Source organism: Streptacidiphilus sp. ASG 303 (assembly GCF_020991365.1).
Taxonomy (GTDB): domain Bacteria; phylum Actinomycetota; class Actinomycetes; order Streptomycetales; family Streptomycetaceae; genus Peterkaempfera.
In genome coordinates this window covers 1-12,455 of the sequence record NZ_JAJLRA010000045.1, presented here as the reverse complement: position 1 = coordinate 12,455, position 12,455 = coordinate 1, and the positions used below count along the sequence as shown (strand labels likewise).

Below are 12,455 nucleotides of genomic sequence, written 5' to 3'. Positions count from 1 at the left end.
AGGAACCGGCGGCGACGAGCCGGCAGGCATGAGCCATCTACTCGAACAGATGGCGGTTCGAGCGACTCCAGGAAAGGCGACCACGTGCTTCCCGCAGACCCTCGCGAACCCACGTGGCCTGTGGCTCATGTCCCTGAGAGGCCAACTGTCGCACGAGCTCGATGTTCTCCCACTGCCTGTCGATCACAGCGTCGACGACGCCTACGGTCGTGGTGAGGCCGTAGGCGGTGCAGAACTGCTCCAGACGTCGGCGCCGGTCAGGCGGCTTTGGGAAATGCAGCCACCGCAGACAGTCGGCGTCAGAGCGGAACGGAGCGACGTATTGCAGGGCGTAGGCCACATCGTTCAGTCGCGGCGCCGGTCGGGCGAAGTCCCAGTCGATGATCCCTACGGGGCGACGGCCCTGCCACACCACGTTCCACGGGCCGAAATCGCCGTGGCAGACCACCTGGCCCTCGCCGGGCGCGACTGTGCCGCCGGCCCACGCCGCATCGTCCGGTGGCGAGAAATCCGCGGTCGCGTCGTGGTAGTCGCGCAGCAGCCGAGCGAAGGCGGACAATCCCTGATCGTCCACCACCTTGGCCCAACCCTTGCCTCCGGACTCGCCGTCGATGAAGGTGAGTACCTCCCGACCTTGTTCGTCGAACCCCAGGGGCCTGAGGGCGTAGGGGAAGCCCACCGACTCCAAGTGTCGGAGCAAGGCGTGCACCGTCGATGTCCAAGGCAGGGCGGGACGGCGAACGGTGTCTCCCACCCGTACCACCTCCCGGTGGCGCTGGTCCTGCAACACGTCCTCGCTCGCCATACCAGGACGCTACCCCTGCACTGACGCCCCAGCCTCCCCATTACGGAGAGCAACGGTCCAGCGGCCAGATACCTCCCCGCTCAGTGGCCGCCATCGGGGAAATCCAACTGGCTGCCAACACGCGACTCGTGCCTTCAGCTCGACGGCGCCGATCCAGGGTTCCTCGGAGCTGCATGAAGCCTCACCAGTCCGAACGCCGGAGGCAGATGCGATGGGCAGTAGCGTCGGTGAGGGCGAGGGGTGTCCGGGCTCGCGCTCGTAGTGGCAGTGCGGGCGGCGGCAGTCGGCAAACCGGAAAGCCGTGCGCGCCACGGTCCGTCGCCGACAGCCCAGCGGCTGGGAGGACCCGGTGTCCTTGCGTGCGATGGCGAGAGGATGACGTTCTGAGGGCGCAGCGACGTTCGCGGGCGGTCGTGCTCATGTGCCCTGGTGCCGCCTGGCTTGGGGGCCGTCCTCGGCGCGGCCTGCGGCGGGAGCGGGCAGGCGAAATGCCGCGCACAAGAGGTTCGAGTCCCTGGCTCCTCTGGGCGTTCGCGACGGGGATTCCGATCGGGCCGAGAAGGCCAGGCCGCTCTGTGGTCAGGTGGGCCGTGGGGGTGTTTACGTCGTAAACACCCCCACGGCCCGTCCCTCCGCCGAGGCGCCCCGTCCGGTTCGCCATCATGCCCGGATGCGGAGCCAGGTGTGGCCGGCGCGCAGCCATAGGACGCCGTCGCGTCCCTGGCCGCAGTGCAGGACGACGCGGCCCGGGGTGCGGAGCCTGCGGCGGTCCGTGACGGTCCAGCCCGTGCCTTCCAGCTCGGCCCGGACAACCTCCACCGACCGGCGGTTGTGGTCGCGGACCGTGAGCACCGCGCGGTTGCCCCAGACGGCGAGGCCGTCGGGGTTGCGGACGGGGGAGAGCAGGTTGGCCGTCTCACCGGTGGACGGGGTAATCCTGGTCAGAACCGTCCCGGGGCTGCCTCCCGGGTACCAGGCCAGCCAGACGTCCTGCCCCTCGGTGGCCGCCGTCCAGCCGCCGAGGGGCAGGGCGGGCAGCCTGCCCTCGGGGCTCCAGACGGCGCGGCCGGCGCTGTCCCATCCGGCCATGCCCTTCCAACTCAGCGGATTGTCGCCGTAAATGCCCTCGTCCGCGTACACGGTCCAGATGCGGCCGCCGGGGTCGGTCGTCAGGGCGGTGATGTCGTCCCCGATGCAGAAGGTGTCGAGCAGCTTCCCGGAGGGGTCGAGCACCGTGGCGTTCCGCTGCCAGGAGCCGGTCGTCGCCTCCTTGAAGGAGCGGCTGACGACGAGGAGCAGGCGGCGGTCCGGGAGCAGGGCGAGGTGGGTGGGGCCTGCTGCAGGGCGGGAAGCGCGACGCGACGCTCTCCCTGGTCGGTGACCGTGACGAGGAGGGCGTCAGACGGCGGCCTGGGGCGGGACCCCACCCACCCCTTGGTGCCGGAGCGCCGCAGTCGGCGCCGGTGGACGAGCATCACCGCGAGTTCACCGTCGGGGCCTGCGACCCACCACAAGGCCCTGCGGCCTGCCAGGAGGTCCGCCTTCGGCAGGCTCCATGCCAGGTCCGTCCGGATCCCGTCCCCCCCTGCAGCCTCCCGGTCGGCCCCCCGCATGTCGGGGTTGAACGCTACCGGTGGCTCGGAGCCCGGTGCTCCCGGCCCGCCTTCCGGGCTGCGTCACCACCGGTCCTCCTCCTGCGGGGGCCGCCCTGGTGACCGGTGCACCACGGTGCCCTGCGGCCGGGAACGACCCGGGTGCAGAGGGTCCTGTCGGCGGGTGGAGAAGCACAGTGCCCCGCGCCGTGGCGGCGCGGGGCACGATGTGTGCGGCGGGGTGCTCCCTGATCGCGTTTGTTCTGCGAGCGCAGAACAAACGGATTCATCCCATGGTCTCCCGGCGCACCGGTCACGCGGTGTTCGGCAGGCTCGCGATCTGCGTGGCGTAGCGCAGGCGGCGCTGGGCGCTGAACGAGTCGGGGTCGACGGCCTGGATCACGGGGCAGGCCATCACCGGCGAGGAGACGGCACCGCCGGTGAGCAGCGGGTGGAGCTGGTAGACGCCGCGGCCGCCCTTGACCCCCCAGGCGAGCCCGGTCTGGGCGAGTTCCCGGAAGCCGCGGTTCACGGCCGGGAACGCGGCGCCCAAGGCCGCGGCCATCTCCCGCTGGGTGATGCCCGCCGTCCCGTCCTCGGGCGCGTAGCGGGAGAGCAGCACGTCGAGCACGCGTCGGCCAGTGGCGGTGAGGTCCACCAGGGCGAGCAGCTCGCACACCTCCCGCGGGACGCTCACCGGTTCGTCGGTGGGGATCGGCGGCACGTACGGGGCGCCGCCGGCCGGCCGGGCCGCTCCCACGGCCAGGTCGTAGCGTCGGCGGCGCTGCTCCTTGAAGGCGTCCGGGTCGATGGCGCGAATCCCATCGGCGCCGGCCTCGGGCCGGTCGGCGGCCGCCCCCGTGAGCAGAGGGTGGAGCAGGTAGCGTCCGCGTTCGCCCTCGACCTGGCGCACGACGCCGGTGAGGGTGAGCTCGCGCAGTCCCCGGTTTACCGCGGGCAGCGTGGCGCCCAGCGCGGAGGTCAGCTCCCGCTTGCTGATCACCACGGTTCCGTCGGCGGGGGAGTGCCGGGAGAGCAGGATGTCGAGTACACGCCGACCGGAGGTGGTGAAGTCGACCAGCGCCAGCAGCTCGCACGCCTCGCGGGGCAGCGTCACCGGCCGGTCGGACGGGATGGGTGGAACGGAGTCGGTAGTCATCGCTCGCTCTCCAGGGGCGGGTGATGGGTGTACTGGTAGCCTAAGGGCTGAACCCAAGAGGTTCGGGCCGGCCGTCGGACAACGGCCGGCCCGAACCTTTTCAGGCCTGTGCCGCCCGCTTGGTCCTCCGCGGGGCCGGAGCCTTCCGTGGCGGGGTCAGCGGCACGACGTTCGGGGCGGTGAGCGGCTTCTTCGCCGCCCTGCGCGCCTCGCGCCACTCACCCGCGTGCCCCGGTCCGGGCAGCAGGAAGCTGTCCCCTGCGGCGGCCCGCCATTCGTTCTGCCACTCCTCGTGCTCGCCGGAGCTGCCAGCGACGGTGAGGAACGGGTTGGTCTGGTAGAGGCCGCGCTTCACGGGGCGGATCCACGGCAGCGAGGAGAAGTACTGCATCGCCTCGTTGACGCTCGCCAGGCTGAGGCCGCAGCGCTTCTGCAGGTCGCGCTGGGTGGTCTTCACGAAGCCGCGGACGCTCGTGCTCCGGCTGCCGAGGCGCTGCAAGGAGATCACCTTGCACCAGACCATGAACCACTCCTTCGGCATCGACTTCGCGCTGCCGAGGACCTCGAACATCACCCGTGCGTCGATCACGTAGCCCTCGACGTGCTCACCGAGGGTGTCGGGGCCGGAGGCCATCTCCCGACCGAGCGTGTTCTCGATGCGCACGACCATGTTGCCGTCGCGGTCCAGTGAGGTCACGACCCTCTGATCCCGGCCCGGTTGCGGCGGTGGTGCTGCCATTCGGACATCTCCCCTGATCTTGAACCCAATGCTCGGGACGCTATCACAGGGTTAATCAAGTTGTTCTGTATGAGCAGAACGATGGAATGAGTGTCGGAGCGCTGCCGTCCCGGGTACGGATGGCCTCGGCCACCTCCCGCCCGGCCCCCGTTTGTTTCTAGTACGCAGAACAAACGACCCCCCGTTTGTTCTGCCAAGCGCAGAACAAACGGGTTCGCGTTTGCCCAGGTCAGGGGCTTTTTCCCGGGACTGCCCTCTCATAGGATGAGGACGCGCGCGCGTGCACGCGCGCGATACCATGCATCTCAGCTGCGAGTCGATCCAACACTCCGTTCATCGGGTCTCTCTTGTGCTGGCTACGGGGGTCTCCATCGCCTCCGCGCAGCCGATCAGTCGGGGCCGGAACAACCATGGCTGATCGCGCTTCGCGTGCTCCGACGTGCGGTGTTTCCGTGCTGGCGCAGCGCGGATGGCGGACCGTAGGCAGCAGTAGCGGTGCTGTGTCCCGGCAGCAACGAAGGCCGTGACGGAACAAACCTGAAGCGTGGCTGGCCTCCGTACGTGGCTGGGGACGCATCCTGTTTGTTCTGCGAGCTCTGAACGTTCGCAGGGGTGAACCTGCCGGGGTTGCTGTCGATCGTTCTGTCGTCGTCGGTCACTCTCGCTCTCGTTGCGTCCACCGCCGGCAGGGTGCTCCGCTGTACACCCGGCTCTCGTGCTCCGGCTGTCACCGGGCGTCAGGTGGGGTTCTCGATGGCAACTGACCAAGGAGGGCCGCCCGCGGCCCGACTGGTGCGTGGACGGCGCGGAGCGTCGGCCGTGCAGGTCAGGCGGCAGGGCGGGTCCAGCGCCGCTTGGGCGCTGGCCACGGGTGCGGGGGCGGAGCACGCCGCGCCCAGCCACCTGCAGGGGTCACTCCGCGGCGTAGGTGCGGTTGAAGCCCGTTTCCGGGTCGGAAGGTCCGGAAGGCTGTTTGGGTCGCCCAGAGAGATGAGGAGGGAGGGGAACGTTCTGCCAGCCCTGTCATGCGAGCAACGCCCGGAATTCCTGGATCAGCTTCCGAGGACCGGAGGAGGGCATATCGTCCCTAATGATCCTTGGGCGATCACCGAGCGGGCCGCGTTGCTGCGCGGCCCGGAAGGGCACGCTCATGCTCGGTGTGGTGGACACGGAGGCTCCCACCTGGGCAGGTGGGTCTTGACCCTGGATGTTGGACACCAGAGACACTCGGACGTTGATGGTCCGGGTGGACAGGAGTCCTGCATCGATGGCAATGAAGCACTATCCGCCGGAGTTCAAGGCCGAGGCGGTCGCGCTGTGCCGCTCGCGGCCGGGAGCGACGATCACGTCGGTCGCCGAGGACCTCGGGATCAACTCCGAGACGCTGCGCAACTGGATCCGGGCTGCCGACGGGCGGCGTCCCGGCACTCACACGGCAGGCCGGCAGGCCGCGCAGCCCCAGGCCCCGGACTCGGCCGAGGCCGAGCTGGCCGCCGCCCGCCGCAGGATCCGGGAGCTGGAGGAGGAGCGCGACATCCTCCGCAAGGCCGCCCGATATTTCGCCGGGGAGACGCGCTGGTGACCCGCTTCCCGTTCGTCGCCGACCACCAGCGCCGCCACGGCGTGAAGCGGCTGTGCCAGGTCCTGGGAATCGCCCGGTCCAGCTACTACCACTGGCGCGCCACCGCCCCGCGGCGCGACGCCCGCCAGGCGGCCGACGCCAGGCTCACCGCCCGCATCCGCGCCGTCCACGCGGCCTCCGACGGCACCTACGGCGCCCCCCGCATCACCGCCGAACTGCGCGGGCGCGGCGACCAGGTCAACCACAAGAAGGTAGCCCGCCTCATGCAGGCCGCCGGCATCGCGGGGCTGCGACTGCGCCGCAAACACCGCACCACGACCGCGGACCCGGCCGCGGCGAAGGCCCCGGACCTGGTCGGCCGCGACTTCACCGCCGAGGCGGTGAACACCAAGTACGTCGGCGACATCACCTACCTGCCCGTCGGCGACGGCCGGTTCTGCTACCTCGCCACCGTCATCGACCTCGCCTCCCGCCGCCTCGCCGGCTGGGCGCTCGCCGACCACATGCGCGCCGACCTCGTCGTCGACGCCCTCCACGCGGCCGAACGCACCCGCGGCACCCTCGCCGGAGCGATCATGCACACCGACCACGGAGCCCAGGGCGGATTCAACTGGTCGTCGCAACACCTTGATCTCGGAGGTGTGGGACGTGGCCACGGCGGACTGGAGTCGGAAGACCAGCGATGTTCCGGGCGGTCGGCGTCGGCAGTGGCGTGCTGACCGTGCGTTGCGGCCGGCGATGCGTTCGCCGGGGCGACCCGATCCGTCTCGGGTCGTACAGCGTCAGTTTTGGCGTCTGATCGCCACGGGGGTCACGACGGCGGAGGCGTCGTTGGCGGTCGGCGTGTCGTGGCCGGTGGGTGCGCGGTGGTTTCGTCACGCTGGCGGCATGCCTCCGATCTCGTTGGCCGAGCCCACGGGCCGGTACCTCACGTTCGAGGAGCGCGAGGAGATCGCGATCCTCAGGGCGATGGACAAGGGGGTGCGCGAGATCGCCCGCGCCCTGGCGCGGGATCCCGGGACGATCTCTCGCGAACTACGCCGCAACGCCGCCACCCGCGGCGGCAAGCAGGAGTACCGCGCGACGGTCGCCCAGTGGAAGGCTCAGCAGGCAGCCAGGCGCCCGAAGAGCGCGAAGCTCGCGGACAACGACCGGTTGCGCCAGTACGTGCAGGAGCGGCTCTCGGGGAACGTTCACCGGCCTGACGGGACGGCCGTGGCAGGGCCGCCGACGCCTGCGTGGAAGGGACTGAACAAGCCGCACCGCGCCGACCGGCGGTGGGCGACGGCGTGGAGCCCGGAGCAGATCTCGCACCGGTTGACGGTCGACTTCCCCGAGGATGAGTCCATGCGCATCAGCCACGAGGCGATCTACCAGTCGCTGTTCATTGAGGGCCGGGTGCGCTCAAGCGGGAGCTGGTCGCCTGCCTGCGCACCGGGCGGGCGCTTCGAGAGCCTCGGGCGAGGTCGCGGAACAAGCCGCAAGGGCATGTCACCGCGGACGTCGTCTTGAGCGAACGGCCCGCTGAGGCCGCAGACCGTGCGATGCCGGGGCACTGGGAAGGTGATCTGATCATCGGGACCAGCCGGTCAGCGATCGGCACGCTCGTCGAGCGCTCCAGCCGGTCAACGATCCTGGTCCACCTGCCCCGACTGGAGGGCTGGGCCGACAAGCCCCCGGAAAGGAACAGACCGTCGCTGGGCGGCTACGGCGCCGTCGCGATGAACGCCGCGCTGACGGCGTCGATGACGCGGCTGCCCGAGCATCTGCGCAGGACCCTCACCTGGGACCGCGGCAAGGAGCTCTCCGGCCACGCCCGGTTCGCGCTCGAGACCGGAACGAAGGTGTTCTTCGCCGATCCCCACGCGCCCTGGCAGCGCCCGACGAACGAGAACACCAACGGTCTGCTGCGTCAGTACTTCCCCAAGGGAACCGACCTGTCGCGGTGGTCGGCCGAGGACCTCGAAGCCGTCGCCCTGGCAATCAACAACCGACCCCGCAAGATCCTCGGATGGAAGACTCCCGCCGAGGTCTTCGAGGAGCAGCTACGCTCGAGCCAACAACCCGGTGTTGCAACGACGGATTGAACTCGCCCAGTACAGCTCCCGAACCTTCGCCGACGCCTGCCGCCGGGCCGGCGTCGTGCAGTCGATGAGCGCCGTGGGCAGCAGCGCGGACAACGCCGCCGCCGAGAGCTTCAACGCCACCCTCAAACGCGAGACCCTGCAGGGCCGCCCCGGCTGGTCCAGCGAGCGCGAGGCCCGACTCGAGCTCTTCCGCTGGCTGCACCGCTACAACACCGTCCGCCGCCACTCCCGCCTCGGCCACCGCAGCCCCATCGCCTACGAGACCGCACTCCAGGCGACATCAACTACGCTCACCCAAGCCGCATAACCCCGTGTCCAACATCCGGGGTCAAGGCCCGATCCCCGATGGGTAGACAAGCACGTGAAGCTCCGTAAGGTGCTGTCTGGCCCGGGAGGGCTGGGTGTGGCTTACGTGAAGCTGTCCGTTGTGACTCGCCCGGAGTGGCCGCCCAGCCCTTCGGGGCGCCCTGGCCGCTGATTGAGATCTGCGATCTTGTCGCTGTTTACGGAGCTGCCGGCGGGGTGTTCCTCGGGCCGTGAAGGATCGCGCGGCATGAGGAGGGCAGATGAGCGCCATCGGCCGGGGCCGGTTATGGGTCGGGATCGACGCAGGTAAGGGGCACCACTGGGCGACGGCGGTCGACGAGACCGGCGCAACGGTATGGTCGAAGAAGATCGACAACGACGAGTCGGCGATCCTGGCCGCGATCGGCGAGGTCCTGGACCTGGCTGATCAGGTGCGTTGGGGCATCGACCTGACGGGCACCGCCTCCGCTCTGCTGCTGGCGCTGCTGGCCGCGCACGGTCAGCAGCCGGTCTACGTGCCCGGCCGCACAGTCAACCGCATGTCCGGTGCCTACCGGGGCGAGGCCAAGACCGACGCCCGCGACGCCTACGTGATCGCCGAAAGCGTCCGGCACCGCCGCGACTTCACCGCCATCGACGTCCCCGTCCAGCTGGTCGCTGATCTTGCCTTGCTGACCGGGCACCGCACCGACCTGGTGGCCGACCGGGTCCGCATGGTCAACCGGCTGCGCGACACCCTGACCGGCATCTTCCCCGCCTTGGAGCGGGCCTTCGACTACTCGGCCCACAAGGGCGCGCTGGTGCTGCTGACGTGCTTCCAGACCCCCGCAGCCCTGCGCCGCCGCGGCGAGGCCCGGCTGAGCGCCTGGCTGGCCAAGCGCGGCGTGCGCGGCGCGGATCACATTGCGGCGAGGGCTCTGGAATCAGCGCGGGCCCAGCACACCCGGCTGCCCAGCGAGCAGGTGGCCGCGCAGCTGGTGGCCGACCTCGCAGAGCAGATCCTTGCCCTGGACGAACGCCTCCGGCAGATCGACAAGCAGATCGCCACCACCTTCCGCAGCCATCCGCAGGCCGCGGTCCTCGAGTCGCTGCCCGGCATCGGCCCGATCCTCGGCGCGGAGTTCCTCGTCGCCGCCGGGGACCTGGCGGCCTACGCGAATGCCGGCCACCTGGCCTCGGCCGCCGGCCTGGTCCCCGTGCCTCGCGACTCCGGACGCCGTACCGGTAACCTGCACCGCCCTCGGCGGTACTCCCGCCGCCTACGTCGTGTGTTCTACCTGTCCGCACAGACCAGCATCATCAAGGACGGCCCCAACCGGGACTTCTACCTCAAGAAGCGCGGCGAAGGTTGCAAGCATGTCCAAGCGATCATTGCGCTGGCCCGCCGCAGAGTCGACGTCCTGTGGGCCCTGCTGCGTGACAACCGGATCTTCAGCCCCGACCCTCCAGCCGTGCAGACCGCTTGACTCGGCCATTGAAACTCCGGGCGGACGGGTTGCTCTTGGTCGACAACCCATCTACCAGGAGCTTCACCCCTTCCCGGGCCCCCACCCCCGCACCAACTAACCAGCCGCTAAGCCAAGTTGGAAACTGCTCAGTCGCCCGCCCCTGCGCGCCAGCGTCCCCGTACGAGCATCGTCTTTGTAGGTTCTCCCACTAGCGGTAGGGAAAGCTCTCCTCCGGCTATCAGTCCGAGACCAGAGTCTCCGAAGCTCCACTCCTGGGCGACACGGCCGGCATGGGACCACTCCCGGTAGAGCACCGGCCGTTCCAGGATCTGCCGAAACCAGGTTGCGGCGGCAGCGCCAAGTTCGGCCGGGGAGCCTGAAGTGCTCAGCTCCTCGACCTGTGGGCCTCCGTCGAGTTCATAGGTCGCAGAGTGCATGTGGCCGGCGGTCACATGAGATCCGCGGAAGCAAGCTCCTACAGTCAGCAGGATGAGGCCGTTGATCGGGTCGCACACGTCAAGGCATGCTCGCAGCTCGCCGTCTTTCTGCTCGGGTTCGACTACGACAGTGTCGACGGCTCGGCAAGCCCAGTTCGGAGCGTCAGCCCTGAGCGTGCGAAGAATGGCCAGATGGTCGATATCGAGCGCTTCGTCATCAGCCTCGAACCACTCGTAATCCACGTGCGTGACCCTATACCGCCTCTTGCGGCCCTGGGGAGCCGCTTGTGGCGAGATCGCGCATCGGCTACCCGCAGGGCCGTTGCATCCTCGGAGTGGTCTCTGCTGGGGCCGACTGACCGCTGTAAGGCCGGGAGCAAGCATGACCGGCTCACCGATGGTGGCAGCGTCTCCTACGCCAAGATCCGCGCGGTCGGCGAGCAGGCCATGGCCCCACTCAAGAGTTGGCGCCTGCTGCGCAAACTCCACTGCAGCACCACCCGCATCACCGACCTGGTCAGGGCCGTCCTCGCCCTTCACCTGGCGACGTCAAGCTGAGGTTGGAAAAGCCTCCTTACCTTCTTGGTGGGCTCGTCCTGGTCCTTCGTACGATCGGGAGACCCAGGGGTCCGGGTGTGGCTCAAAAGTCTCCTGCCGAGGGTTGTGGCTCTCAGTGATTGGCCGCCCGGTACCCCGCGACGACACGGCCGCTCATTGGGATGCGCGAGATCCGATCGCTTCGTAAGGACACGTCGGCGAGGTCGTCTGCAGGGCCGAAGACGGGAACGGCATGGGGAGGCGCGATGCCCGAACTGTGGGCGGGGATAGACGCGGGCAAGGACGAGCACCACTGCACGGTGATCGACACGGACGGGGCCAAGGTGCTGTCGCGGCGGGTGCCCAACGGCGAACCCGAGCTGCTGGACCTGATCCGCGACGTGCTCGAGCTCGCCGAGGACAACCCGGTGACCTGGGCCGTGGACCTGAACGCCGGCGGAGCCGCGCTGCTGATCGCCCTCCTGCTCGGCCACGGGCAGCGCCTGTTCTACCTTCCCGGCCGCACCGTCCACCACGCCTCCGCCTCCTACCGCGGCGAGGGAAAGACGGACGCGAAGGACGCCTACGTCATCGCCGACCAGGCGAGGATGCGCCGTGACCTGCAGCCGATGCAGGAGTGGGACGAGATCGCGGTGGACCTGCGGATCCTCACCGCCCGCCGCTACGACCTCACCGCCGACCGCACCCGCACCGTCAACCGCCTGCGCGCCCAGATGCTGGAGTACTTCCCCGCCCTGGAGCGCGCCTTCGACTACGCCGCCTCCAAGGCCGCCCTCGTCCTGCTGACCGGCTACCAGACCCCCGCGGCCCTGCGCCGCATCGCCCGCTCCCGCCTGGCCGCCTGGCTGGCCAACCGCAAGGTGCGCAACGCCCAGGCGGTGGCCGCCACCGCGATGGAGGCGGCCCACGCCCAGCACACCGCCGTGCCCGGCGAGCGGACGGCGGCCGCGGTGGTGCAGGCCCTGGCCCGGGAACTGCTGGCCCTGGGCGAGGAGATCGAGCGGACCGACGCGGCGATCGAGGCCCGCTTCCGCGAACACCGGCACGCCGAGGCGATCACCAGCATGCCCGGCATCGGCACCCTGCTGGGGGCCGAGTTCATCGCCTGCACCGGCGGCGACCTGGACGCCTTCGGCAGTCCCGGTCGGCTCGCCGGCGTCGCCGGCCTGGCCCCGGTCCCCAAGGACTCCGGCCGCATCAGCGGCAACCTGCGCCGCCCTCGGCGCTATCACCGCCGCCTGCTGCGGGTCTTCTACCTCTCCGCCCAGGTCGCCGCCCGCTGCTGCCCCGTCTCCCGGGCCTTCTACGAGCGGAAGCGAAGCGAAGGCAAGACCCACAAGCAGGCCGTCCTCGCCCTCGCCCGACGCCGCCTCGACGTCCTGTGGGCCCTGATCCGCGACCGGCGCACCTTCACCACCGAGCCACCCCGCCGCGACCTCGCAGCCGCCTGACTCGCCCCGCTATGCCCGACCACCGCGCTTGACAACCACCATTGGGAATCACTGAGACCAGGATCAAAAAAGGGTGATTTGCGAGGGGTGTCTTGGTCTGAATGAGCACTGAAGAACGCTCAGGTCTTCGGGAAGCATCGGCTGCGCGTGACGGGGCCGAGGGGCTAGGCCGTGTCTGACAAATGATCATGTCTGGGGTTCGCGGAGCCACAGGATGAGTGAGGCCAGGACGAGGCCGGTGCGGTAGCGGGTGGCGAGCTTGTCGAAGCGGGTGGCGATGGCGCGGAACTG

9 protein-coding genes and 4 pseudogenes are annotated in these 12,455 nt (G+C 69.7%); 7 read left to right on the top strand and 6 right to left on the bottom strand.

Translation table 11 applies throughout. The features are described 5' to 3' along the window. Positions 1-37 precede the first annotated feature (37 nt). The 4 genes from LO771_RS28875 to LO771_RS28860 all read right to left on the bottom strand — a co-directional run bounded on the left by LO771_RS28875 (position 38) and on the right by LO771_RS28860 (position 4,253). The gene (locus LO771_RS28875) at positions 38-805 is read right to left on the bottom strand and encodes an aminoglycoside phosphotransferase family protein (protein WP_230747910.1); all 768 of its coding nucleotides are present in this window, start codon (positions 803-805) and stop codon (positions 38-40) included. A gap of 660 nt (positions 806-1,465) precedes the next feature. Continuing rightward, positions 1,466-2,038: a hypothetical protein gene (locus tag LO771_RS28870; protein WP_230747909.1), complete on the bottom strand. Its 573-nt coding sequence runs from the start codon at positions 2,036-2,038 to the stop codon at positions 1,466-1,468. Between the two features lie 672 nt (positions 2,039-2,710). Then, positions 2,711-3,556: a hypothetical protein gene (locus LO771_RS28865; RefSeq protein WP_230747907.1), complete on the bottom strand. Its 846-nt coding sequence runs from the start codon at positions 3,554-3,556 to the stop codon at positions 2,711-2,713. Positions 3,557-3,656: 100 nt separating this feature from the next. Further along, positions 3,657-4,253 carry a hypothetical protein gene (locus tag LO771_RS28860; protein ID WP_230747904.1) on the bottom strand — a complete coding sequence of 199 codons (597 nt, stop codon included), beginning with the start codon at positions 4,251-4,253 and terminating at the stop codon, positions 3,657-3,659. Positions 4,254-5,562: 1,309 nt separating this feature from the next. Here LO771_RS28860 and LO771_RS28855 point away from each other — a divergent pair. The 5 genes and pseudogenes from LO771_RS28855 (at position 5,563) to LO771_RS28835 (ending at position 9,736) form a co-directional block, all read left to right on the top strand. After that, entirely contained in the window at positions 5,563-5,877 is a 315-nt protein-coding gene (locus tag LO771_RS28855) for a transposase (RefSeq protein WP_230747902.1), read from the top strand. Then, the gene (locus tag LO771_RS28850; RefSeq protein ID WP_230747900.1) at positions 5,874-6,596 is read left to right on the top strand and encodes an IS3 family transposase; all 723 of its coding nucleotides are present in this window, start codon (positions 5,874-5,876) and stop codon (positions 6,594-6,596) included. Before LO771_RS28855 ends, LO771_RS28850 begins: the two co-directional genes overlap by 4 nt. Positions 6,597-6,765: 169 nt before the next feature. After that, positions 6,766-7,964, top strand: a pseudogene (locus LO771_RS28845) (IS30 family transposase). 4 nt (positions 7,965-7,968) lie between these two features. Continuing rightward, a pseudogene (locus LO771_RS28840) lies at positions 7,969-8,271 on the top strand (transposase); the annotation flags it as partial. Between the two features lie 259 nt (positions 8,272-8,530). After that, the gene (locus LO771_RS28835; RefSeq protein WP_230747899.1) at positions 8,531-9,736 is read left to right on the top strand and encodes an IS110 family transposase; all 1,206 of its coding nucleotides are present in this window, start codon (positions 8,531-8,533) and stop codon (positions 9,734-9,736) included. 128 nt (positions 9,737-9,864) lie between these two features. Here the strand turns inward: LO771_RS28835 and LO771_RS28830 are convergent, their stop codons facing one another. Beyond that, the gene (locus tag LO771_RS28830) at positions 9,865-10,398 is read right to left on the bottom strand and encodes a hypothetical protein (RefSeq protein ID WP_230747943.1); all 534 of its coding nucleotides are present in this window, start codon (positions 10,396-10,398) and stop codon (positions 9,865-9,867) included. A gap of 168 nt (positions 10,399-10,566) precedes the next feature. Here LO771_RS28830 and LO771_RS28825 point away from each other — a divergent pair. Next, a pseudogene (locus LO771_RS28825) lies at positions 10,567-10,713 on the top strand (IS5/IS1182 family transposase); the annotation flags it as partial. A gap of 245 nt (positions 10,714-10,958) precedes the next feature. Continuing rightward, entirely contained in the window at positions 10,959-12,164 is a 1,206-nt protein-coding gene (locus LO771_RS28820) for an IS110 family transposase (RefSeq protein WP_230747896.1), read from the top strand. Positions 12,165-12,350: 186 nt separating this feature from the next. Here LO771_RS28820 and LO771_RS28815 read toward each other — a convergent pair. After that, positions 12,351-12,455: pseudogene (locus LO771_RS28815) on the bottom strand (IS5/IS1182 family transposase); the annotation flags it as partial.